Here is a 22,821-nt window from a genome sequence, read left to right as displayed (position 1 = left end):
CCGTCCCGCTGCCCCGAGGGGTGGTGGGGCTCCCGCCGGGTTCAGCAAGCGGGACAGTAGGATTGGTCCATGCCGAATTCCATGGAAAACGAGCCGATAGAGCAACTCCAGAGCATTCTGGTGGGTGCAGAAAATGCTGTGGAGTTCCTTACCGGGCTTGCCGGCCTCGCTGCGGCTGCTGTTTCCGAAGCTGCGGGCGACGACGTCGAATGTGCAGTGACCCTCAAGCTGAGGCGCAAGCCCACCACGGTTGCGGGGAGCAGCCAGCGTGCCATGGAACTGGACGAGATTGAGCAGGCTGTGGGTGACGGTCCCTGCATCCAGGCCTTGCGCGAGATGTCCCCGGTGATCATCGACGACGTCTCCGAGGATCCGCGGTGGCCGGAGCTCACCCGCAGGTTCGCGGAAGCGAACGTCCGCAGCTCGCTGGGAGTGCCGCTGGACATCAACGGCGAGGCCAGCGCCGCGCTCAACTTCTTTGCATCAAAGCCCGGCGTCTTCACCGCGAACGTCTACGACAAAGCCGTGGGGTTTGCCGGCGCCGCGCACAACACGCTCCACCTCTCAGTCCGCATCGGGACGGCACAAAGCCGCGCCGAGGACCTGGAAGCAGCCATGCAGAGCCGGACGGCGATCAACCTGGCGTGCGGGGTCATTATGGCGCAGAACAGGTGCTCGCAGGCGGAAGCGATGGAGATCCTCACCAAGGTCTCCAGCAACCGCAACCGTAAATTGCGCGACGTTGCAGCCGAGCTGATCGAACAGCTGTCCGGCGACAGCATCCGCACCCACTTCGACCGGTAGGTCTTCCTGACTCCTCCGCAGGCTTCCTAACTCCTCCGCAGGACCGAAACGCTGCAGCGTGGTCCTGACCTGCGGATGTCCCAGCAGTGGCCGCTGCCGAGCACCTCAAAGCTGTGATCTCCAGCTGCCGCCAGGACCAGCGCTGTGTCCTCATCCACCGCTACCGCCCTGTCCACCAGGCCTGCGGCAACCGCCGCCACAGCCCTGCTGAGCGTACCCGCCTGCGCAGCATGCACGTCCACTGCGAACGGGGCCAGGCCCAGTCCGTCCCGGATCTCGACTTCCCCGAGGTCCTCTGAGCATTCCCCGCCGCAGACTTCGGTGCCGTTGATGAGGTAACCCCCGATCAGTGCCCTGCCGGGCGCCACCATGGCCCCGGCGGAGAATCCGAGGTAGGGAACGCCGCCGGCAATCAACCGTGAGATGGCGGCAGCGGAGGCACCCAGCCCATCCCAGTACGCCGGCGTCAGGCCGCCGCCCACCACCAGGCCGTGGACGCCGCCGAACACGGCCGGATCCGCAGGACAACCCGCCTTGAGCAGGACCGGCACTACCTCAAGTGGTCCGCGGGCCAGGAGTGGTTCCGCGTACTCACGGAGGACCTCCCCGGGGTTCCCGCCGCGGTGGTGCACCGCAACGGCGATCCGCGCGGACCGTTCCCCGCCGGTGCGTGCCTGGACGTCCTGGACGAAGCGGTCAAACAGTTCGGGGAAGGCCTCAGGGTCCGGACCGGCGCCCGCCAGGAAGATGCTCATGGGCTTCAAGGTACCGGGGAGCGGGGACTCTGTGGTGGAAAGAAAGCGGTAAGGCGTTGACACCGAGGATGCGGGGGACTATCGTACAACCAAATGGTTGTAGATCAGCTCAGGGAAACCGAACTTGACCGCCTCTTCCAGGCGCTCGCCGATTCCACCCGCCGCGACATCGTGCGGCGCGTCACGGTGCAGGAATACTCGGTCTCCGGCCTCGCAGGCCTCTACGCCATGAGCTTCGCCGCCGTCCAGAAACATGTGGCGGTGTTGGAGCGCGCAACCCTGGTGAGCAAGGAAAAGCGCGGAAGGGAGCAGATCGTGCGGGGTAACCATGAAGGCCTGCAAAACGCCCGGCGCCTGCTCGATGAGTACGAGGCAATCTGGCAAGAGCGTGTGGGCCGGATCGCCGACATTCTGGCTGAAGGATAAGGAGGGTTCTGCTATGCCCGTTATTGATACCACCAAGAACGTTGAGGCGCTCAGCTTCACTTTGACAGCAGAGTTCGATGCCGGCGTCCAACGCGTCTGGCAGCTCTGGGAAGACCCGCGCCAGCTGGAGCGCTGGTGGGGGCCGCCCGGCTACCCGGCCACGTTTGAACAGTTCGACTTCGAGTCCGGCGGAAAGGCCGGCTACTACATGACCACTCCCGAGGGTGAGAAGCCCCGCGGTTGGTGGCGCTTCACCTCCATCCAGGCACCCAACAAGCTGGAGTTCGACGACGGCTTCGCCGACGAAAAAGGGGAGCCGGTCGAGGAAATGGGTGCCGGCCATGTCACGGTGACACTCGAGGAAGCCGGTGGCCGGACCAGCATGAAAGTAGCCACCGTCTTCGACTCCGAAGAGCAGATGGAACAGATGGTGCAGATGGGCATGGAAGAAGGCATGCGCGAGGCTGTCGGCCAGATCGATGCCATCCTCGCCGAACACGCAAACGCCTGACCCGCCAAGCCTTCCGGCACCTGGCGAAGCGTACGACGGCGGGACGTCCCGTCGTCGTACGCTTTCCTTTGTCCACGTGCCGGCTGTGTCCTGCAGGCGTTGAACGGGCCGGAAAGCTTCTGAATACTGGAAGGAAGCATCATTCAGAAGTGAGGCGGTGGCAGCGATGGGCGGCGGTGCGGAGGACTTCCGGAGGCGCCTGGAGCGCGCCGCTGAGGCCCGCTCCTACCGCGGAGCCGGTATCAGCGCCGAGGAGGAGGCCGCGCTCGACGCCCTCGAGGCGCAGGAGCGCGAAAAGCGCAAGAAGGTAAGCGACGCCGCCCGGGCTGAATACCTGGTCCGGGATGCGATGGCGCAGGGCAAATTCGACAACCTCAAGTACGCCGGCAAGCCAATTCCGGGGCTGGGGGAGCGGTACGATCCCGATTGGTGGGTCAAGGGGCTCATCCAGCGGGAGAACATCAGCGGGCTTGGTCCTGCGGCGATCCTGCTCCGCACCGAGGATTCGGAGCTGGATGCCAAGCTCGATGCCCAGTACACGGAGCAGCAGGTGCGGGACATCCTGCAGGACTTCAATCGGCGCGTCATCGACGCCAGGCGCCAGCTTCAGGGTGGTCCGCCGGTGGTCACCAAGACCCGCGACGTTGAAGACGAGGTGGCGCGCTGGCGCGAACGCCGTGCCGCCCGTCCCGTCGAGGCACCGCCGAAAGCTGAACCGCGGACCTCGTGGTGGCAGCGGCTGTGGAAGGGGACGGGCTAGCTCGGCGCTTCCGCCTCGTAGAGCTCACACAGCGCGTTGTAGTACCGCCTCGTTTGTCCGCGGTGGGCCATGCCGATCCGCCGGCAGACCTTTTGTGATGCCGTGTTGGCCGGGGCTGTGACTGCCACTACTTTGTCCGGCCCGGCCTTGTTTGGCCCGGCCGCAAGGGCGTAGGCGAGGACCGCGGCGGCAGCTTCCGCTGCATAGCCGTGGCCCCAGTAGTCGGGGTGGAAGTGCCAGCCGATCTCGGTGTCGCCGGAGGGCAGGAGCGGCAATGTGTCGCCCGACGCCGGTATGGACTTAAGGAGCAGGGTTCCGGCCAGAGGGCCGGACTGCCGTTCCAGCTCACCGCGTCCTTTCAGCTGGACGGCCCAGATTGCATGGATGGGGTGGTCCATGTTCCGCCACGTGCGGATGCGCTCCTCGGCTTCGGCACGTTCCCTCATCACCTGCGGGTGGTTGCCGATGAAGCGCTGCACTTCCCAGCGTGAGTAGAGGTCCAGCACGAAGTCCGCGTCCTCCAGCTTCCAGGGACGGAGGACCAGCCGCTCGGTTTCGAGGCTCTTCACTCCGCCAATCCTGCCACCTCGCTGTGCTCCTGGGCTGAACCGCGCGGGTTATCCACATAGGGCTGGAGGGTCGGTGTCCTGGCGCGGGCCTGCTGGAAGACTTTGGGTATGGATGTGGGTCGGGGCCTGGCCAGGGCAACGGACCCACCACCAGCCACACCGGCCACACCTACCACTCCACCCCACCACCACTGCGTTCCGGACGGCAGGAGGCAGAGATATTCCCGCAGGTCTCAAGTGATGCCTGCGCGGCTGTTCAGCGACCCGAACCACGCATGCGGAGGCCGCACCTGGACGGGGAAGCTGCGGTTATCGGGGGCTGGGCGAGGGGCTCGGCCCGATCATGGAAGGGGGAGGCGGCGGGAATGGAGCGGCCGGGTAGAGCGGGGCTACGTTCAGCATGTAGTTGGCCCACTGCGGCCCGGCAATCATGTAGCCGTCCAGGCGGGGATAGAAAGTCCCGTTGATGGTGACATTCTGCCCGGCACGCTTCTGGCCCTCGAGGGCATCGCCGAAAAACGAAGCTGTCGCCAGGCCGGTGGTGTAGCCGACCACCCAGGTGGCGCCGTTGGTGTTGGACGTACCCGTCTTTGCCGCCACCGGCATCCTGGTATGCACCTTGGGGTTGATCCAGACGCCGGAACCCACCTTCATCACGTCCTGCAGCACGGAGTTCACTCCGCGGGCCACGTCGGGCTTCACGGCATCACGGCATTCCACGGGCTGGGCGGGAAGACTGCCGCCGGTTGCATCCTTGACTTCCACGAGCGCGACGGGCGTGCAGTAGCGGCCATCGCTGGCGAAGGTCGCAAAGGCATTCGCCATATGGAGGGGGGCCACACCGGTGCCGCCCAGGAGGTTGCCCAGTTGGTGCATGTTGATTGGGGCCCCATCGAGTCCGCTGTGGAGGCCCACAGCGTCCACCATCTTCTGGATGCCGCAGAAATCCAGCTGGGTGGCTGACGCGAACGTGGCCGTGTTGATCGAGTTGTACAGTCCGTAGTTGATGGGCATCTTCCGGTAGAAGCCCTCCTCGGCATTCTGCAAGTCATCAGCCGCGCCCAGTTCCGGGTTGTTCTGGGCGGTGCTGTAGGCGCCCATGACCTTCCCGCAACTGGACTTCCACGGGAATCCCAGCGGATAGACGCGCCGGGACGCGTCCACCTCTGCGGTCAACGACTTGCCCTCGTTGAGCCACTCGGCAAAGGTGAACGGCTTCATGGTGGACCCGGGCTGGAAGCCGCCGGCTCCATTGAGGTCATTACCCTGCGGGTCCTTGGCGTCGACATTGAAGTTCAGTTGGGTGTCGAACTTGCCCGGTTCAGGGAGGAACACGGTGTTCTGGGCCATGGCCAGGATCTTGCCCGTCCCTGGCTGCACCGTCACCAGTGCCGCTGCCCACCGGTCCGGGTTGGGCCCGGCGGTACCGTCCACCTGCGCCTGGGCGGCAGCCTGAAGCCGGCTGTCCAGGGTGGTGACGATGGTGAGGCCCCCGCGGTACAGCTTCCGCTGGCGTTCTATCAGGCTGGCCCCGTAGGCGGGGTTGTTCAGGATGAGGTGCGAGATATAGTCGCAGAAGTAGGGCGCCATGGAGGCATTGGCGCAACCTTGCCGCTCGGGACTGACCTTGAGTTCAATCGGCGTGGCCACAGCCTCATCATGCTGGGCCTGGGTGATCATGCGTTGGCGGAGCATCTCCCCGAGCACCTGGTTCCGGCGGACAATCGACTTGTCAGGGTTGAGCACCGGGTTGTAGAACGTGGGGCTGTTGACAAGTCCGGCCAGCAGGGCTGCCTGGGGAAGGCTGAGGTCCTTGGCGGTGGTGCTGAAGAAGTAGCGCGAGGCAGCTTCGATGCCGTACGCGTCGCTGTTGAAGAACACAATGTTCAGGTATCCCTCAAGGATCTGCTGCTTGGTGAACTTCTTCTCCAGGGCAATGGCCAGCTTCATCTCGCGCAGCTTGTCGCCGACGTCCTTTTGCCCGCTCAGGATCACTTCGTCGGGCCTGTCCTGGGACAGCCTGGCCTCATTGACCACGTTGGTGACATATTGCTGCGTGATGGTGGAGGCACCCTGCTGGCTGCCCTTGGTCAGGTTGGAAACCAATGCCCGGATGATCCCCTGGGGATCAATGCCGGCGTGCTCGTAGAACCTGCTGTCCTCAATAGCCACGATGGCATCCCTGATGTACGGCGACATCTGGTCCAGGGGGATCCTGACACGGTTCTCGGCAAAGAAGGTAGCGATTGGCTGGCCGTCGGAGGTGAGGACCTTGGTGGATTGCGACGGCGGCTGGACGGTGAGCTCCTCCGGCAGGCTGTCGAAAAAGCCAATGGAGTTGCTGACGCCGAAGCCGGCGGCCGCCACGGCCGGGACCACCAGGCTGGCGGCCAGGACGCCACACAGGGCACTCGCCGCCAGGAACCCGAAAAATCTTCCCAGGGCAAGGCTGAAACCGCGCCCGCGCTTCCGTTTCTTCGCCATTCTTCAGCCCTCATGCCTAGGGGTGCCAAAAGAATACGCCGGTGGGCGGGGGCGATCCACACATTGCAGATCAGGATTTGGTCACGCTTCTCCCTTGACGAGGCGATAGTTAGCGACATATCGTTAAATATCGCTGAAGTGACCAGCGAAAATTACAAGTGAAAGGAGAATGCCACCATGAAAGGCATTCCTGAAGGAAAATTTCCGGGACCTGAATTCAGCAGGGGACGGTTTGAGCGCGGGCGGGGCCGGAGGGGACCGCACGGGCACCGGGGCGGCGGCTTTGGTCCCGGCTTTGGCCCCGGTTTCGGACCGGGCTTCGGCCCGGGGTTGGGCCGTGGGCCACGAAGGGCCAGCAGGGGGGATGTCCGTGCGGCCATCCTCTCGCTCCTGGCGGAAGCCCCCTCCAACGGTTACGGACTGATCAAGACGATCGCCGAGAAAACGGAGGGAGCGTGGCGGCCCAGCCCCGGATCCATCTATCCGACGCTTCAGCAGCTCGTTGACGAGGACCTGATCTCAGCCCTCAGCGAGGGCCGCGGGACGGAATTCGCGCTCACGGACGCAGGCCGGGCCTACGTGGCAGAGCATGCGGAGGAGATGGAAAACGCGTGGAACGCCGGGCAGGACAACCCGGACCGGGACTTCCACCAGAGCATCGGGAAACTGATGGGCGCCATTCACCAGTTCCGCAGCGGGGTCACCGAGGAACAGCGTGCCGCCGCCATTGAAAAGATGGATGAGACCCGCCGGGCGCTGTACAAGATCCTGGCTGACTGATCAGGCGAAGGAGTCTTCCTTGCTGTGCCGTTCAGCCTTGCTGGACACTGAGCCGGCCGGGATTTCACGGGCGGTCGCTGCGGCATGGAAGGGGGATGCGGCATGGGGCAGCGGGTTGAAGCCCGCCCCGATTTCCCCGAATGCGTAGGCGCTCTCGGCATGTTCGGCCAGGTCCACACCGGCGGTTTCCGCCTCGTGGCTGACCCGGAAGCCGATGGCCTTGTTGATAGCCCGGCCAATCACGAGGGTTCCGAGACCGGAGAGCAGCAGGGTGATCACCACGGCTGCGGTCTGGGCGATGAGCTGCTGGATGCCGCCGCCGTAGAAGAGCCCGCCGCCCTGGCCGTCTGCCGGGAGGGCGATAAAGCCCAGCGCAAGGGTTCCGATAAGCCCGGCGCCGAGGTGGACACCCACCACGTCCAGGGAGTCGTCCAGGCCGAACCGGTACTTCAGGTCCACGAAGACCGCGCAGGCGGCTCCCGCCACCAGGCCCAGGCCCACCGCAGCAAGCGGGCTGATGTTGGCGCAGGACGGCGTGATGGCCACAAGCCCGGCCACCACGCCGGACGCCGCCCCGAGGGAGGTGGGGTGGCCGTGGCGGATCTTCTCCGTCACAAGCCAGCTGAGCATTGCAGCGGCGGGGGTTACCAGGGTGTTCACCCAGATCAGGCCGGCCTGTTCCGCCGTAGTTGCCGCTCCGCCGTTGAAGCCGAACCAGCCGAACCACAGGATGGCGGCGCCCAGCATGATGAAGGGGACATTGTGCGGGCGGTGGTTGGGGTCTTTCGCGAACCCGTGGCGCTGGCCCACGATCAGGGCCAAGACCAAGGCGGCGGTTCCGGAGCTGATCTCCACTACGGCGCCGCCGGCGAAGTCGATGACCTGGCCGAACACGGCAGTCACTGCGCCCCCGGCGCTCATCAGGCCGCCGCCCCAGACCATGTAAGCAAGGGGGCAGTAAACCACGGTGATCCAGATGGGTACGAACAGGGCCCATGCGCCGAACTTGGCGCGGTCGGCGATGGCGCCGCTGATCAGGGCAACGGTGATGATGGCGAAGGTGGCGCTGTATCCGGCCTTGATCAGGTCCGGGGAGCCCATCAGGTTCTGCAGGCCGAAGTTGGCGAACGGGTTGCCGAAGAGGCCCAGGACGCCGTCGCCCGTTGTCATGGAGTAGCCCCACAGGACCCAGACAACCCCGACGATTCCGGCGGAGATGAAGCTCATCATGATCATGTTCAGGGCGGCCTTGGCACGTGTCATGCCGCCGTAGAACAGGCCAAGCCCGGGGGTCATCAGCAGTACCATCGCGGCTGAAATCATCAGCCAGACGTGTTGGGCAGAAATCTCCACCTGCGGGTCCCTTCGCGTTGCGCCTCGAAGCGGGGCGCTCTTCCGGGCCCTCGCATTTCCCCCGCAGTCCATCTTTCGCGTTTTGTGTTTCGGGAAACGCGCCTAAAAGTTGCGCCCACGTTACAGAAATGGCCGCCGTGTGAAGTCCCCATGTCGGTTTTGTTTCGGCCATGTAAACAGCCGCCATCCGGCAGGGTGGCGCGGCCGCCGGGCTTCGCCCTGTTTTTCCCGCGGCACACGGGCGGGCGGGGTGGGGAAGGTGAGAAGCCGCCGTCGACCGCTGGAATGGGGGAGATTACGGCGCGGTGAACGGCAGCTCACCGCGCCGGCGCGCTGGAATCCGCAGTTTAGAACTGGCGGGCGTTGGCCAGGACCGGCAGCTTGCTGCGCACCTCGTCCACCAGGGATGGGTCAATGTCCACGACGGCGAGTTCCGGCTTTCCGCCCAGTGCCGCCACAGCACTGCCCAAGGGAGTTATGACGGCGCTGTGGCCGATGCCCGTGGGTGCGGTGCCCGCAGGGCCCGCTCCCATGGTTTCGGGATCGCCCTGGCCGCAGGCCACCACGAAAGTGGTGCTGTCCAATGCACGTGCCCGCACCAGGAGGTCCCACTGCTCCGCCTTGCCCTCGCCGGCGCCCCACGATGCGCACACGATGTTGACCTGCGCCCCCGCGCGGGCATTGGCGGTGAAAAGGGCGGGGAAGCGGACGTCGTAGCAGGTGGCAAGGCCGAACACCGTGCCATTGAGTTCAAACGTCACCGGAGCCTCGCCCGCGTCCACGGTCCGGGATTCGGCGAAACCGAAGGCGTCGAAGAGGTGCACCTTGTCGTACGACGTGTCCAGCCCGGGGCCGGTGACCAGGAGGGTGTTGCGGACCTTGCCGTCCGTCCCGGGAGTGAACATCCCGGCCACGATCGCTATCCCCAGTTCCCGTGAGATGGCCCGGACTTCGCCGGCCCAGGGACCGTCCAGCGGTTCGGCGATGTCCCGGAGGGAATGGCCAAACGCGCGCATGGCGGCTTCGGGGAACACCACCAGCTCCGCGCCGGCGGCACTGGCCTGCCTGGCATAGTCCCGGATCAGTTCCAGGTTGGCTGCAGGGTCTGCGCTGCTGATGATCTGGGCGACTGCCAGGCGCATGGAACTCCTATCTGTCTGCGGCGTCTACTGCTTGTAGCCCTCGACTTCGTTGACCGGGCGGGCTTCGGCGTCGTTGGGGTTCTCGCCGGAATCGGCCTTTGCGCGGCGCTGGCGCAACAGGTCCCAGCACTGGTCCAGGCGCTCTTCCACCTGCTTCAGCCGCGCCTTGTCCGGTACCTGGCCGTCTCCGGATGCGTCGCGGAGGGAGTGCTCCTCCTCCACAAGGGACTGGATACGTGCCAGAAGATCTTCATCGTTCATGTCTACCCCTTAGGCCGGTACGGTTTTCCCCCAGCGTACGCCTGTACCATCAGAATCATGCCCACTGTGCTTGATATGGCAGGTCCAATCCTCGAGATGCTCACCTGGCTGTGCCTGCCCGCCGGGCTCGGATTGCTCTTCTATACCGGGTTTCTCCGCCGCTTCGTTCATCCGTGGGCCGTCGCCGAAGCCGTGGTGTATTCCGACAGCTCCGGGGTGGGCTTCCGGTGGTTCGACCGCAAGTTCCAGGTCCACCACGCGCCCATGTCGCCGCATGACATCCGGGACCTGGCCGTGGGAGATACGCTTCCCATCTACTACCACCCCAAACGGCCAACCCAGTGGCAGACCACGGCGCCGGAAGAGGCAGGCAGGACAGCGTCCGTGCTTGGCCGCTGCCTTACCGCCATCGGCGCAGTGGCCTTGCTAGCCGGTTTTGTCCTGCCTATGTTCTAGGGGTTTACGGCCCAGCCTCAGCCGGCAAGGACCACGCCGATGCCCAGGCCGCCCAACACTACCCCCGCAAAAGCCGTCCAAAGCACTGCCGTGATGTCGGCGTCGAACCTTTCCTTGGAAAGCCCCCGGGACCTGGCACTGTACCGGCGGCGTTGGGTCAGGTAAATGGCCAGCGCTGCGGCCGAGGAGACTGCGAACAGCAGCAGGATGGGGAGGCCGTGCTGCGGGAGCCAGCGCAGGAAGATGGCACTCACCGTCACCAGGGCCAGCATGGTCCGGCCCCAGGCGAGCGAGGTCCGCTCGGGCTGCAGGCCGGGGTCGCCGTGGCCGCCGGCGGTGCGGGACGCCGCCACAGGTCAGCGCCAGAGGATAAAGATGAGGACGACGGCGGCTGCCAGCGCGCCTGCCCCGGCCAGCAGCGGGACAATGAGCGGCAGCGGCAGCGGGGCCTTGTTCCGCATGCTGCGCTCAACCCGGAGCCACCGCACGGCTGATCCCGCGCTCAGCAGCATCCCCAGCAGCAGCAGCACCACCGCCAGGCCCTTGCGCACCGGCTCGAGGAAAAGGCCGGCGGTGAACGCCTCGATGGCGATTCCTCCGGCCAGCAGCGCAAGCGAGGTACGGATCCACGCCAGGAAGGTGCGCTCGTTGGCGAGGGTGAACCGCGGGTCCGGCTCCTCGCCGCCGGGCAGCAGTCGCTCGGCGATTTTCCCGCGCGACGGCGGGACGGAGGCGTTGCCGGGCTGCCCACTGTTGGTCACGGTGCCAGTTTAGCCACGCGGCGGGGCTGTGCCGACCGGCGGCCAGGCGCTGGCTCAAGGCAGTTCGCCGCCGGCGGGAATGCCCGGAGCGCCCGGTCGGTTGGGGCAGGTATGGAGCGCATCGGATTTCTTTCCTTCGGCCACTGGGGTCCCGGGCAGGGCTCCCGCACCCGGACCGCCGGCGACGCCCTCCTCCAGGCCATTGACCTTTCGGTTGCCGCGGAGGAGTTGGGGCTGGACGGGGCGTTTTTCCGGGTTCACCACTTCGCCCGGCAGCAGGCCTCGCCGTTCCCACTGCTTTCTGCGATTGCCGCGCGGACCAGCAGGATCGAGATCGGCACCGGCGTCATTGACATGAGGTACGAGAACCCGCTGTATATGGCCGAAGAAGCCGCAGCCACAGACCTGATCAGCGGCGGCAGGCTGCAGCTCGGCATCAGCCGTGGTTCACCCGAACCCGCCCGCCAGGGTGCGGCCGCCTTCGGGTACGTGCCCGGGCCGGGGGAGACCGACGCCGACATGGCCCGCCGGCACACAGCCCTCTTCCGGAAGGCAATCACGGGAGCCGGGGTGGCGGAAGCGGACCCGCGGTACGCAGGCGGAACCAGGGGACTCCTGCCCGTCCAGCCCCAGTCGCCCGGGCTCGCGGAGCGCATCTGGTGGGGAGCCGGAACCAGGAAGACGGCGGTCTGGGCGGCGGAGCTCGGCATGAACCTGATGAGTTCCACCCTGCTCACTGAAGATACCGGTGTTCCCTTCCACGAACTGCAGGCCGAACAGATCCAGCTGTTCAGGGATGCCTGGGCCGCAGCAGGCCATGCCCACCAGCCGCGGGTCTCGGTGAGCCGCAGTGTGCTCCCCATCGTGGACGCTGAGGACAGCATGTACTTCGCCGGCAGCGCCCTGCGCGACAGCCGGGACCAGGTGGGAATCATTGACGGGCTGACTGCCAGGTTTGGGAAGAGCTATACAGGCGCCCCGGACGTCCTGGCCGAGCAGTTGGCTGCCGACACCGCAGTGCAGGCCGCGGATACGCTCCTGCTCACCGTCCCCAACCAGCTGGGAGTGGACTTCAACGCCAAGCTCCTGGGGAACATCGCCCGCTACATCGCGCCGGCACTGGGCTGGAGGGCGGCCCGCCCCTGAGCCGGTAACCGCTGGCTGTAATCTCGACGCTTCCCCCGTAAACATCAGCGGGTCCGGGCGGAAGGCGGTAAAATAAGCATGCTTACTGAAGACTGGGGAACCTTCTGCACACCGCAGCCGTTACTCTTATAGTGCGGCTTTGGGGGCTTAGCGCCTTCATTACAGCGTGACTGCGGAACGGTCATATAACGAAGAGAGAGAAATATGGCCCGCGCCGTTTTAGGCTTTATCCCATGATCCGGCTACGTCAGCTGGCCCAGGCGGCCTCTGTCCTCACCACGCCCTTGGCGCCGGAGGACATCCTGGCGCTGTTCAACCCCGTCTACTCTGCGCGTCAGCTTCGCGGCGTGGTCACCCGCGTGGTCCAGGAGACCGCGCAGTCCGCCACGATCTTTTTCCGGCCCGGCCGCGGCTGGCACTCCCACCTGGCAGGGCAGTGGGCGCGCATCGGTGTCGAACTTGATGGCGTCCGCCACTGGCGCTCCTACTCCCTAAGCGCCCCTGCGGGCAAGGACCCGGCCATCACCGTCACCGACGTCGGCGCGGTCTCCGGCACGCTGGTGCGCACCACCAAGCCGGGAGACGTCCTCTTCCTTGCCCCTCCGCAGGGCGACTTCGTGCTCCCCGAGCACCCCCGCCCCCTGCTGATGGTTACGGCCGGAAGCGGCATCACTCCGGTGATGTCCATGATCCGCACCCTTGTTCCGCGGCGTCCGGATGCCGACGTCGTGCTGGTCCATTCTGCGCGCACGCCCGGTGACAGCCTGTTCCGCGAGGAACTTGCCGAGCTGGCGGACCAGTTCCCCAACTTCCGCCTGGCCCACTGGTACACCGGCGAACAGGGCCGGATGGACCTCACCAACACGGACCAGCTGGACGAGATCTGCCCGGACTGGAAGGAACGCGCGGCGTATGCCTGCGGTCCGGACAGCTTCCTGGACGACGCCGAGGCCCTGTGGAAGCGGGCGGCGCTGACCACCGCCGCACCCGGCTCCGAGATCGCAGTTGCCGGCAGCGCCGGGAACTTGATGATTGAACGCTTTAACACCACCTTCGCCGGCGGCGTTGGGCACGACGGCGGCCTGGTCACCTTCGAAGCGTCGGACCGGGAAGTGGAAGCCGACGGCGACACCCCCATCCTGGACGTCGGCGAGGACGCAGGGGTGCTGATGCCCAGCGGCTGCCGCATGGGCATCTGCCACAGCTGCCTCACTCCGCTCCTGTCCGGGCAGGTGCGCGACCTCCGTACCGGGGAAGTCCACGGCGAACCCGGCCAACTGATCCAAACGTGTGTCTCGGCAGCCGCCGGACCCGTCAACCTCGAAATCTGAGGAGCACAACGGTATGTCTGTAGTTACACCCAGCAAGGCCACGCCCGCACCCAAAGGCACTTCTACCGGAGGGTCACGGACGCGCCCCGGAAAGCTGGCCGAATCCGGCAGCCCCACCGTGCGGCCACCGGCCGCCGCCCACCTGACTGATGAACAGGTGGCCGAACTCGGGCGCGAACTTGACGCCATCCGGGACGACATCCTGGCCAAGCGCGGCGCCTCGGATGCCGCCTACATCCGCCGCGTGATCAAGATCCAGCGCGGACTGGAGATCTCCGGCCGCGCCGCGCTGCTGGTCAGCAAGAACAAGGCAGCCTGGGTCACCGGGACCACGCTGCTGAGCCTGGCCAAGATCCTGGAGAACATGGAGATCGGCCACAACGTCCTGCACGGCCAGTGGGACTGGATGCGGGACCCGGACATCCACTCCACCACCTGGGAATGGGACTTCGTCACGCCGTCGCGCTCCTGGCAGCACACGCACAATGACCTGCACCACCGCTGGACCAACGTGGTGGGCAAGGACAACGACGTCGGATACAACCTCCTGCGGATGGACGAACAGCAGCCGTGGAAGCCCATTAACCTGGCCAACCCGCTTTTCAACGCCATCCTGGCGCCGCTCTTCGAGTGGGGCATCGCTATTTACGACCTTGAGCTCACGGAGTTCAAGGAAGGCAAGAAGTCCAAGGAAGCACTGCTCAAGGACCTCAAGGCCCTCGGCAAGAAGGTTGTCACCCAGTTCACCAAGGACTATGCCGCAACCCCCGCAGTCGCTATGCTGACCGGCTCCGGCAAGCAGGCACTCTACGGAACCCTGACCGCCAACGCCGTCCGCAACGTCTGGGCCCACGCAGTCATCTTCTGCGGCCACTTCCCCGAAGGCACAGACACCTTCACGGAGGAAATGGCTGAAGGCGAAACCCGCGGCGACTGGTACATCCGCCAGATGATCGGCTCCGCCAACATCTCGGGGTCCAAGTTCATGCACATCATGACCGGCAACCTGTCGCACCAGATTGAGCACCACCTCTTCCCGGACCTGCCCTCCAACCGGTACGCCGAGGTGGCGCCCAAGGTCCGTGAAATCTGCCAGCGCTACGGTTTGAACTACACCACGGGACCGCTCCTGAAGCAGGTTGGCTCCACGTGGGGCAAGATCTTCAGGCTGGCCCTTCCCGGCAAAACCGCCAAGGCCTGATCGGCCACCTTTGCAAGCACGTCAACGCACCCCCGGTTCCGGCTCATCCCGGAACCGGGGGTGCATTTGTGTTCCCCTTCGCTCTCGCATTTTTCGAGGTCAACGGCGCATAATTGATCCACACCCGCCGCCGTGGCCAATGGAGGACTCATGCGGATCATCGGAGCACTGATTGTCATCTGGCTGATCATCGGCGGCGTCGCTGCCTGGCAGCGAGGCTACTTCGGGGGAGCACCCGGAAACTGTGCGGAGGCTGGCACCATCGCCATCACCATCGCCGCCGGCCCGTTGAACTACATGGGAGCCAATCCGCAGGTCAACTGCGAGCTTCCGCAACCTTCCCAGTAGCGGGATCGCAGCGGGCCCGGGCAGCAGTGGGGCTCCACGGCCGGGGCTGGACTGGGTGGCGGACCGTCCTAGAGTAGGAACTGCGTGCCGTGGCACCCGCCAGCGCGCCGATCCCACAGTCTCGAAAGGACCCGCCGCGATGGCTTTCATCACCGTAGGAACCGAAAACAGCACTGACGTCGAGCTTTACTACGAAGACCACGGCTCAGGCCAGCCCGTCGTGTTGATCCACGGCTACCCCTTGGACGGCTCCTCCTGGGAAAAGCAGACCGCCGCCCTGCTGGACGCCGGCTACCGCGTTATCACCTACGACCGCCGCGGCTTTGGGAAGTCGAGCAAGACCACGGAGGGCTACGACTACGACACGTTCGCCGCGGACCTCAACACCGTGCTGACAACCCTGGACCTGAACAACGCCGTGCTGGTGGGCTTCTCCATGGGCACCGGCGAGGTGGCCCGCTACCTGGGCACCTACGGCTCTGCCCGGGTGGCGCGGGCAGCTTTCCTCGGTTCGCTTGAACCCTTCCTGCTCAAGACCGATGACAACCCCGATGGCGTTCCGCAGGAAGTCTTCGACGGGCTGAAGGAAGCCGTCACTGCCGACCGGTATGCGTTCTTTACCGAGTTCTTCAAGAACTTCTACAACTCCGACACCTTCCTGGGTACGCCTCGCCTCAGCCAGGAAGCAGTCGATGCCAGCTGGAACCTCGCCGCCGGCTCCGGTGCCACCGCTTCCGTGGCGGCCCAGCCCACCTGGCTCACCGATTTCCGCGCAGACATCCCCAAGATCGACGTTCCGGCACTCATCCTCCACGGCACCGCGGACAACATCCTGCCCATCGATTCAACGGGCAGGCTCTTCGCCAAGGCGCTGCCCAGCGCCGAGTACGTGGAGATCGAGGGCGCCCCGCATGGCCTCCTGTGGACGCACGCTGCCGAAGTGAACGAAGCCCTGCTGCGCTTCCTCGCCAAGTAAGGCACACATGGAAAAACTTCCGGCGACGGCGGCGGGAGGCCGCCGTCGCCGGAAGTGATAGACCGTTGGGGGATACGCCGCGTTAAGTGGAAGAGCGTGGGGTGAAAAGCCGCGTTAAGTGAGAGAGCGTTGGGCCTGTGAAAGCTATCCGTCGTAGTGTGTCCGGGCCGGCCCCTGGCCCAGCGAGTTGACCACTATGGCGGCAACGTCATGCAGCTTTGAATTGCGGGTGCTGGACGCCGTCTTCAGGATCTCGAAGGCGTCCTGCTGGCTGCACCGGTTCTGCGCCATGATGATCCCCACGGCCATGTCGATCACAGTGCGGGACTCCAGTGTGGCGCGGAGGTTTGCCGCCGTCTCGCTGTAGTGGGCAAACCGGACCGCAAGCCGCAGGGCAAGGGAAGTCTGGCCCACGAAGTCCTCGGCGAATTCAACGATGCGGGACTCAAAACGGTGGGGCCGGGGGGAGTAGAGCAGCAGCGCGGCCTTTGTTCCGCCCTCCAACTGGAAGGGCAGGGCAAGGACGGAGCGGACGCCCTGGGCCAGGACGGCAGTGGAGTACTCGGGCCAGCGGCCGTCATGCTGCGCGTCCGGGACGTTGATGGTCTCCTGCATGGTGGAAGCCGTCAGGCTGGGCGTCTCGCTGAACTCGTACTCAAGCTGCGCGATGGCCTTCGCCTCAGGGCTGCTGCTGGCCACCGTGGCGGCCTTGCGCTGCCGCAGCAGGGTGATGGCGCACATGATTTCGTCGCCGGGCTCGGAAAGGTTGCGTGCGGACACCTGTGCCAGTTCATTGAGGAAGTCCTCAACGTCAGGGCTGCTGAGGACCAGCTCATGCAGGTGCTCGGTAATGGATGTATCGGGTTTTGCTGTTGACTCGCTGGCCACGGTTTTTTGGTGCCATTCGCTCAGGACAACCCGGCGGCTTCCAGCAGCCACCGCAGTGCCGGCAGGCTGTGAAGGTCGCTGGATCGAAGAACTTTCCAACGGCCTGCTGCTAAACCGATATCCAGAAGTATATACATCCTTCGGCAGGGGGTAGCGTCATGTTGACACACGTGAACTCGAGGTTCTCTGGCGCCCGGCGGGAAGTTACCGGCAGAATGAAGCAAGCGCCGGTGCCCCGGCGGCAGGGCGTAAAACCAGCGGCCGCCACGCCCCGGCGGGGCAGGAAGTGGGACAGGATCATGACCAGGCTGCTCATCATCGGCCCGCCGGGCTCCGGCAAAGGCACCCAGGCGGAACAGCTGGCACGGCACTTCGGCATCCCCGCCGTCTCCACCGGGGAAATCTTCCGGAGCAACGTCAGCGAGGAGACTGAGCTGGGAAACCAGGCTGCCAGCTATCTCGACGGCGGCGACTTCGTCCCGGACCACCTCACCAACGCGCTGGTCAAGGACCGCCTCCTGGACAGCGACCTGCAGGCCGGATTCCTGCTGGACGGCTACCCGCGCACGGCTCCCCAGGTGGTGGAGCTGGACAACATGCTTGCCTCCCAGGGATACGCCCTGGACGCGGTGATCGAATTGTCCGCCCCTGACGAGTTGCTGGAGGAACGGATGCGGCGGCGCGCGGCGGACCAGGGACGCACCGACGACACGGTGGAGGTGTTCCGGCGCCGCCTGGACCTCTACCACCGTGAGACGCATGAAGTAGTCTCGGTCTACGCCGGGCGCGGAATACTCGTGTCCGTGAACGGCAGCGGGGATCCCGGTGAGATCACCGGACTGGCGATCGCCGCCGTCGAAAAGTTCCTTGGAACCCCACGGCGCGGCAGCTGACCGCCACCGGCCACGCGGCAAACCCGGCGCAAGCCACAAACGGAAAAGGAAACCTGATGAGAATTGCGGTAACCGGCGGTAGCGGAAAACTCGGGCGGCACGTGGTCCGCAGGCTCACTGAGGACGGCCACCAGGTCCTCAACCTGGACCGCGAGGGCGCGCGCAGCCCCGGCCTGGTGGTGGTGGACCTGCGCAACTACGGCCAGGTCCTGGACGTCCTGCTGGGCCTGGACGACAGGCACGAAGGGTTCGACGCCGTGGTGCACCTGGGTGCCATTCCGGCACCTGGCATAATTCCTGACGCCGCGACGTTCGAGAACAACATGCTGTCCACCTACAACGTCTTCCAGGCGGCCCGCCGGGCCGGCATCAAGAAGGTGGTGTACGCCTCCAGCGAGACCGTGCTGGGACTGCCGTTCGACGTCGACCCGCCCTACATTCCGGTGGATGAGGAATACCCTGCCCGGCCCGAAAGCACGTACTCCCTGGTGAAGCACCTTGAGGAGCAGATGGCTGCCGAACTCACGCGGTGGGATCCGGAACTGAGCATCGTGGGGCTGCGGTTTTCCAACGTCATGGACGCCTCGGATTACGGGAAATTCCCTTCGTTCGACTCCGACGCGACCCTCCGGAAATGGAACCTGTGGGGCTACATCGACGGCCGGGACGGTGCCCAGGCGGTGGCAAGGGCGCTGGAGAACGGGAAACCGGGATTCGAGGCGTTCATCATCGCCAACGCGGACACCGTCATGAGCCGGTCCAGCGCAAGCCTTGCCGCGGAAGTGTTCCCGGGGGTCAAGGTGGTCAAGGACCTTGGCGAACACGAGACCATGCTGTCCATTGACAAGGCGCGGCGGCTGCTCGGATTCGAGCCGGAACACACGTGGCGGACGCACGTTTCACCCAACGCCGGCGGTGCAAAAACCGGCTGAACCGGCCCGGCTCAGGAATCGCCAAGGGTTGCCGCAGGATCGGGCAAAGACCCCGTGGCGGCGCGTTGCGGGCTCCTATCCTTTTGGTAGGGCGGGGGCACCTCCTGCCCCCGCAGCCCGCAAACGCCGAACGAGGACCCCAAAATTCGCACTCCCTTCTTTGCGCTGCCCGCCGCCGCAGTGCTGGTCTCAGCAGTCCTGTCCGCCACCGCCCTTCCCGCCGCTGCCGTTGCGCCGGCTGATCCCGGAGCGTCCGGACGCTATATCGTCCAGTACGCAGCCGGCACCGACGTAGCCGCAGAGGCAGCCGGGCTGCGGGCCCAGGGCCTCGCCGTCGGCCGGACCTTCACCCACGCCTTCCGCGGCGCCCTGGTCACCGCCAACCCTGCCCAGGCGGCAGCGCTCGTGAAGTCCGGCCGGGTGGTATCCATGGAAGCCGACGCCCCGGTCAGCATTTCCGAAACCCAGCAGCCGGCACCCTGGGGCCTGGACCGGGTAGACCAGAGGGCGCTGCCGCTTTCCGGCTCCTACTCCTGGTCATCCTCGGGCGCAGGCGTGACCGCGTACGTGGTGGACACCGGCGTTCTGGCCTCGCACACCGAGTTCACCGGGCGGATCGCTTCCGGATGGACCGCTGTGGCTGACGGACGGGGCTCCAGCGACTGCAACGGCCACGGCACGCACGTTGCCGGCACCGTGGGCGGGACCACCTATGGGGTGGCCAAGAGCGCCACGATCGTTCCCGTCCGGGTGCTCGACTGCAACGGATCCGGCTACAACTCGGATGTGGTTGCCGGCTTGGACTGGGTGGCAGCGAACCACGCAGCAGGTTCTCCGGCAGTGGTGAACCTCAGCCTGGGCGGGGCCGCCAGCTCGGCAGTGGACACCGCCATCCAGTCAGTGGTGAACGACGGCGTTGCCGCCGTGGTTGCCGCCGGCAACTCCGCCGTGGACGCCTGCGGAAGTTCCCCCGCACGGGTCCCGGCGGCGGTGACAGTGGCTGCCAGCGACTCCGCCGACAGGCAGGCGTCCTTCTCCAACTTCGGTCCCTGCGTGGACCTTTACGCCCCGGGCGTGGGTATCAGCTCGGCGTACTACACGTCCGCCAGTGCCACCGCGTCAATGTCCGGCACCTCGATGGCCGCGCCGCACGTGGCCGGCGCAGCAGCCGTACTGCTCTCCCAGAACCCGGCGCTCACCCCCGCCCAGGTCTCCGGCGCACTCACATCCAGCGCCACGGCAGGGGTGGTGGTGGGGGCCACCAGCGGCACGCCGAACCGCCTGCTGTACTCCGCTGCGGCCGCTCCCGCACCGGCACCCGCTCCCGCACCCGCACCGGCCCCCACGGTCACAGCCGTGACGCCCGGCGCCAATGCCACTGCCGTTGCGGCAGGCGCCAATATCACGGCCACCTTCAGCACCGCTGTGCAGGGCGTGAGCGGCGGGACCTTCCTGCTCAAGGACGCTGCGGGCGCCACCATCCCCGCCGCTGTCTCCTACAACGCCACCACCCGGACGGCAACCCTGGACCCCGCAGCCGCCCTTGCCGCGGACACCACCTTCACGGCCACGCTGGTTGGCGGTACCTCCGCCATCAGGGACAGCGCCGGCACCCCGCTGGCCTCCGCCAGCTGGAGCTTCCTCACCGGCCCCGCCCCCGCCATCACCGCCTACACTCCCGGCAGCAACGCCCTGCTGGTGCGCCGCGGCAACAACGTCAGCGTCACTTTCAGCGAGGCCGTCCAAGGCGTCAACGGAACCACGTTTACGGTAAAGAATGCCGCCACCGGAGCCCAGGTTCCGGCCAGCGTGTTCAGGAACGGCACCACCAACCAGTGGATCCTGGATCCCCAGCAGCCGCTGGCGGCCAAGACCAAGTACACCGTGACGGTCACCGGCGGCGGAACGGCCGTCCGGGACCTGGCCGGGAACCAGCTCACCGGCCGGACCTGGCAGTTCACCACCGGTTCCTACTAGCCGGTTTCGAGCATGAACTCCACGCGCCCGTGCACGGCGCCGTTGACCTGAAGTTCCAAGGCATGCAGGCCGGGATGGTGCACCCGGGTGGTCATCTGTCTGAAGGCATGGCGTTTGGACAGGCTCCTGCTCTCGCCGGGTGCAAGGGCCACCGTTGAGGCCTTGAAAACCTTGGCCGAATGGCTGCCGTTGGCTTTGCGGTAGTGGATCAGGTAATCCACCGCCAAGCGCACATCCTCCGTGCCGGTGTTGGTGATCTCGAAACTGAAGGCCAGTTCGCCGGGCAGATTCAGGACATCCCGGTCCAGGTAAGGCCCGGCCACCGCTACCTGAGCCGGCGCGAAGCCAAGGAGCGCCAGGGCGCCGGGATGTCCTTTTTTGACGAGCGTGCGAAGGCCGTGGCGGACCACCCGTCCCGTATTGGCATCGGCGGCGGAGAGCCAGTCCTGGGCAGTGGACACCACGGCCGAGGGCGCGTGCCGGGCAAGATCGTTCAGGTGGTTGGCCACGGACCGCCGCACGTACTCGGACGGGTCGCGGTACAGGGAGCCGAGGATGGGGAGGGTGGCCTCAGGCCGCTGGACCAGGGCCGGGACCCGCACCGCCCACGGCAAATAGGGGCGCGTGCCCTCGCTGGCCAGGCGGCGGACATGCTCGTCCGGATGGGCCGTCCAGACCTGGATGATCGGCAGTGCCCTGTCCGGGTCCTGGCGGAGGAGGCGGCGGATGGCGAACTCACTGGTAAGCCTGGGCGTCAACTCCGCCAGCAGGGCCATGGCGTCGTCGAAGTCCCTGCCGGAGCCGGACGCGACGGCAAGTGCCGCGGCAGCCTCGGACACCGGCCACAAGATCCAGCCTGTGAACTCCGGGAAGGCGAGTGCGGCCCGGAAGCTGCCCGCCGCCGTCGTATACCCCGCGCCCGGGACGTTCTCAATGTCATCCTGCAACGCCTGGGCCACCAGGTCAGTCCTGGCGCGCAGGTTGAGTCCGCCCAGCAGGTGGGCGGCGGCAGCCGTGCGGTCCCACCGCACCTCCGGAGCGGACTCCGCCAGGATGGCGGCAACGGAATTGACGGCAGGCGCGTCAATCAGTTCGTTCATGGCACCCATGCAGACAGGCTACCGCGGGGGCAGGACATGGCCCGGCTGGCAGGAGGCTGCCCGGAAACTGCAGGCAGACAGCGCCAACGCAGTCCAGCCGGGATAATCTTCACCCTAGGCAAATCTTCAAGGCGCAGGGACGGGCATGACAGTGGGACAACAGGGATCAGCAGGTTCGGGAACCACCAGGCAAAAGACCGGCAAATGGCGTGCCTTCCACGACAAGTTCGTGGTGGAGGAACGCTACCTGGACCCCGCAGACCGGCGCGGGCTGTACCGGGCGGCCATCATCCTGGCGGCGGTGGGAACCGTCCTGTTCATTGCCACCCTGGTCAGCGTGGTGCAGGCCGACGGCCTGTCCGCAGCCGACGTGCCCGTTCGCGATTGGCTGCTCGGGCTGAGGTCCCAGGCACTGACAGTCATCATGATCGTCCTTGCCGTGGTCTTCGGCCCGATTGCCCTGCCCATCATTGTCCTGGTGGTGATCCTGGCCTGGGGGTTCGCCGCGAAGCATGCCTGGCGGCCCATCCTGCTGGCATCCGCGATGGTCACCGGCGTCATCGTCTCCCAGGTCATCCTCCAGATCGTGCGGCGCTCGCGGCCGCCCGTGGAGCAGATGCTGTTCGGGATCGACCACACCTTCTCATTCCCCTCAGGACATGTCCTGGGAGCCTGCGACTTCCTCCTGGTGGGTGCCTTCCTGATCTTTTCCCGGCGCCGCAATCCCCGGGCCGCCGTCCTGGGCTTCGTGGGTGCAGGGATCGGCATTTTCCTGGCTGCCGTGAGCCGGCTGTACCTGGGTTACCACTGGCTCAGCGATGCCCTCGCGTCCTTGTCCCTTTCGCTGATCATCCTCGGCGGAGTCATAGCCCTGGACACCTGGCGCACTGCCCGCATCCCGGGGGAGCGGATCACCGGCGAGCTGTCCAAGGCCGATTCGCCCAAGGACTGAGCCGGAACCGGGCTC

General features: G+C 66.0%; 25 protein-coding genes. 15 read left to right on the top strand and 10 right to left on the bottom strand.

The window, feature by feature from the left end:
- Nucleotides 1-69 precede the first annotated feature (69 nt).
- Nucleotides 70-804, top strand: coding sequence for a GAF and ANTAR domain-containing protein (locus KTR40_RS15910; protein WP_228404358.1), 735 nt, complete (start codon nucleotides 70-72; stop codon nucleotides 802-804).
- Between the two features lie 26 nt (nucleotides 805-830).
- On the opposite strand, the gene KTR40_RS15905 is transcribed toward KTR40_RS15910, so the two are convergent.
- The gene (locus KTR40_RS15905; RefSeq protein ID WP_228404357.1) at nucleotides 831-1,559 is read right to left on the bottom strand and encodes a hypothetical protein; all 729 of its coding nucleotides are present in this window, start codon (nucleotides 1,557-1,559) and stop codon (nucleotides 831-833) included.
- Between the two features lie 93 nt (nucleotides 1,560-1,652).
- On the opposite strand from KTR40_RS15905, the gene KTR40_RS15900 reads away from it, so the two are divergent.
- The 3 genes from KTR40_RS15900 (at nucleotide 1,653) to KTR40_RS15890 (ending at nucleotide 3,256) form a co-directional block, all read left to right on the top strand.
- Nucleotides 1,653-1,985, top strand: a complete 333-nt coding sequence (locus KTR40_RS15900; RefSeq protein WP_139030419.1) for a metalloregulator ArsR/SmtB family transcription factor — start codon at nucleotides 1,653-1,655, stop codon at nucleotides 1,983-1,985.
- Nucleotides 1,986-1,998: 13 nt separating this feature from the next.
- Complete coding sequence (locus KTR40_RS15895; RefSeq protein ID WP_228404356.1) at nucleotides 1,999-2,496, top strand: SRPBCC domain-containing protein; 498 nt, start codon at nucleotides 1,999-2,001, stop codon at nucleotides 2,494-2,496.
- 166 nt (nucleotides 2,497-2,662) lie between these two features.
- Nucleotides 2,663-3,256, top strand: coding sequence for a DUF1992 domain-containing protein (locus KTR40_RS15890; protein ID WP_228406170.1), 594 nt, complete (start codon nucleotides 2,663-2,665; stop codon nucleotides 3,254-3,256).
- Here KTR40_RS15890 and KTR40_RS15885 read toward each other — a convergent pair.
- Both KTR40_RS15885 and KTR40_RS15880 read right to left on the bottom strand, forming a co-directional pair.
- A complete protein-coding gene (locus KTR40_RS15885) occupies nucleotides 3,253-3,825 on the bottom strand; it encodes a GNAT family N-acetyltransferase (protein WP_139030417.1) in 573 nt (190 codons plus the stop codon). The genes KTR40_RS15890 and KTR40_RS15885 overlap by 4 nt on opposite strands.
- A 309-nt stretch (nucleotides 3,826-4,134) precedes the next feature.
- The gene (locus tag KTR40_RS15880; protein ID WP_228404355.1) at nucleotides 4,135-6,309 is read right to left on the bottom strand and encodes a transglycosylase domain-containing protein; all 2,175 of its coding nucleotides are present in this window, start codon (nucleotides 6,307-6,309) and stop codon (nucleotides 4,135-4,137) included.
- Nucleotides 6,310-6,486: 177 nt separating this feature from the next.
- Here KTR40_RS15880 and KTR40_RS15875 point away from each other — a divergent pair, with 177 nt between their 5' ends.
- On the top strand, nucleotides 6,487-7,089 hold the full coding sequence (locus KTR40_RS15875) for a PadR family transcriptional regulator (RefSeq protein ID WP_228404354.1): 603 nt from the start codon (nucleotides 6,487-6,489) through the stop codon (nucleotides 7,087-7,089).
- Here the strand turns inward: KTR40_RS15875 and KTR40_RS15870 are convergent, their stop codons facing one another.
- From KTR40_RS15870 to KTR40_RS15860, 3 genes are all read right to left on the bottom strand, one after another.
- Complete coding sequence (locus KTR40_RS15870) at nucleotides 7,090-8,442, bottom strand: ammonium transporter (RefSeq protein WP_139030414.1); 1,353 nt, start codon at nucleotides 8,440-8,442, stop codon at nucleotides 7,090-7,092.
- A gap of 347 nt (nucleotides 8,443-8,789) precedes the next feature.
- Nucleotides 8,790-9,584 (bottom strand): carbon-nitrogen hydrolase family protein, encoded by a 795-nt coding sequence (locus KTR40_RS15865; protein ID WP_139030413.1) that lies wholly within the window; start codon nucleotides 9,582-9,584, stop codon nucleotides 8,790-8,792.
- Nucleotides 9,585-9,608: 24 nt separating this feature from the next.
- On the bottom strand, nucleotides 9,609-9,845 hold the full coding sequence (locus KTR40_RS15860) for a DUF2630 family protein (protein ID WP_139030412.1): 237 nt from the start codon (nucleotides 9,843-9,845) through the stop codon (nucleotides 9,609-9,611).
- Nucleotides 9,846-9,902: 57 nt separating this feature from the next.
- On the opposite strand from KTR40_RS15860, the gene KTR40_RS15855 reads away from it, so the two are divergent.
- Complete coding sequence (locus KTR40_RS15855; RefSeq protein ID WP_139030411.1) at nucleotides 9,903-10,301, top strand: hypothetical protein; 399 nt, start codon at nucleotides 9,903-9,905, stop codon at nucleotides 10,299-10,301.
- A 17-nt stretch (nucleotides 10,302-10,318) separates the two neighbouring features.
- On the opposite strand, the gene KTR40_RS15850 is transcribed toward KTR40_RS15855, so the two are convergent.
- Together KTR40_RS15850 and KTR40_RS15845 are read right to left on the bottom strand one after the other, a co-directional pair.
- Complete coding sequence (locus KTR40_RS15850) at nucleotides 10,319-10,654, bottom strand: DUF202 domain-containing protein (protein ID WP_228404352.1); 336 nt, start codon at nucleotides 10,652-10,654, stop codon at nucleotides 10,319-10,321.
- Nucleotides 10,655-10,657: 3 nt separating this feature from the next.
- On the bottom strand, nucleotides 10,658-11,062 hold the full coding sequence (locus tag KTR40_RS15845) for a YidH family protein (protein WP_228404351.1): 405 nt from the start codon (nucleotides 11,060-11,062) through the stop codon (nucleotides 10,658-10,660).
- Between the two features lie 111 nt (nucleotides 11,063-11,173).
- Here KTR40_RS15845 and KTR40_RS15840 point away from each other — a divergent pair, with 111 nt between their 5' ends.
- The 5 genes from KTR40_RS15840 (at nucleotide 11,174) to KTR40_RS15820 (ending at nucleotide 16,064) form a co-directional block, all read left to right on the top strand.
- Nucleotides 11,174-12,208, top strand: a complete 1,035-nt coding sequence (locus KTR40_RS15840; protein ID WP_228404349.1) for an LLM class flavin-dependent oxidoreductase — start codon at nucleotides 11,174-11,176, stop codon at nucleotides 12,206-12,208.
- Between the two features lie 233 nt (nucleotides 12,209-12,441).
- The gene (locus KTR40_RS15835; RefSeq protein WP_139030407.1) at nucleotides 12,442-13,539 is read left to right on the top strand and encodes a ferredoxin reductase; all 1,098 of its coding nucleotides are present in this window, start codon (nucleotides 12,442-12,444) and stop codon (nucleotides 13,537-13,539) included.
- Between the two features lie 13 nt (nucleotides 13,540-13,552).
- A complete protein-coding gene (locus KTR40_RS15830) occupies nucleotides 13,553-14,740 on the top strand; it encodes an acyl-CoA desaturase (protein WP_139030406.1) in 1,188 nt (395 codons plus the stop codon).
- A 150-nt stretch (nucleotides 14,741-14,890) separates the two neighbouring features.
- Nucleotides 14,891-15,088 (top strand): hypothetical protein, encoded by a 198-nt coding sequence (locus tag KTR40_RS15825; protein WP_139030405.1) that lies wholly within the window; start codon nucleotides 14,891-14,893, stop codon nucleotides 15,086-15,088.
- Between the two features lie 139 nt (nucleotides 15,089-15,227).
- Nucleotides 15,228-16,064: an alpha/beta fold hydrolase gene (locus tag KTR40_RS15820; RefSeq protein ID WP_228404348.1), complete on the top strand. Its 837-nt coding sequence runs from the start codon at nucleotides 15,228-15,230 to the stop codon at nucleotides 16,062-16,064.
- 144 nt (nucleotides 16,065-16,208) lie between these two features.
- Here KTR40_RS15820 and KTR40_RS15815 read toward each other — a convergent pair whose 3' ends face one another.
- A complete protein-coding gene (locus KTR40_RS15815; protein WP_139030403.1) occupies nucleotides 16,209-16,952 on the bottom strand; it encodes a GAF and ANTAR domain-containing protein in 744 nt (247 codons plus the stop codon).
- Nucleotides 16,953-17,251: 299 nt separating this feature from the next.
- On the opposite strand from KTR40_RS15815, the gene KTR40_RS15810 reads away from it, so the two are divergent.
- The 3 genes from KTR40_RS15810 (at nucleotide 17,252) to KTR40_RS15800 (ending at nucleotide 20,754) form a co-directional block, all read left to right on the top strand.
- Nucleotides 17,252-17,845, top strand: a complete 594-nt coding sequence (locus KTR40_RS15810) for an adenylate kinase (protein WP_139030402.1) — start codon at nucleotides 17,252-17,254, stop codon at nucleotides 17,843-17,845.
- A gap of 56 nt (nucleotides 17,846-17,901) precedes the next feature.
- The gene (locus KTR40_RS15805) at nucleotides 17,902-18,777 is read left to right on the top strand and encodes an NAD(P)-dependent oxidoreductase (protein WP_228404347.1); all 876 of its coding nucleotides are present in this window, start codon (nucleotides 17,902-17,904) and stop codon (nucleotides 18,775-18,777) included.
- Between the two features lie 180 nt (nucleotides 18,778-18,957).
- A complete protein-coding gene (locus KTR40_RS15800; protein WP_228404346.1) occupies nucleotides 18,958-20,754 on the top strand; it encodes a S8 family serine peptidase in 1,797 nt (598 codons plus the stop codon).
- Here the strand turns inward: KTR40_RS15800 and KTR40_RS15795 are convergent.
- Entirely contained in the window at nucleotides 20,751-21,863 is a 1,113-nt protein-coding gene (locus KTR40_RS15795) for a DNA alkylation repair protein (protein ID WP_228404344.1), read from the bottom strand. The two genes, KTR40_RS15800 and KTR40_RS15795, sit on opposite strands and share 4 nt — an antisense overlap.
- Nucleotides 21,864-21,999: 136 nt before the next feature.
- On the opposite strand from KTR40_RS15795, the gene KTR40_RS15790 reads away from it, so the two are divergent.
- Entirely contained in the window at nucleotides 22,000-22,806 is an 807-nt protein-coding gene (locus KTR40_RS15790; RefSeq protein ID WP_228404343.1) for a phosphatase PAP2 family protein, read from the top strand.
- Nucleotides 22,807-22,821 lie beyond the last annotated feature (15 nt).

Source organism: Pseudarthrobacter sp. L1SW, from assembly GCF_020809045.1.
Lineage (GTDB): Bacteria > Actinomycetota > Actinomycetes > Actinomycetales > Micrococcaceae > Arthrobacter.
Note: the sequence above shows the minus strand (reverse complement) of the source record. Positions and strands in the feature narration are given on the sequence as shown.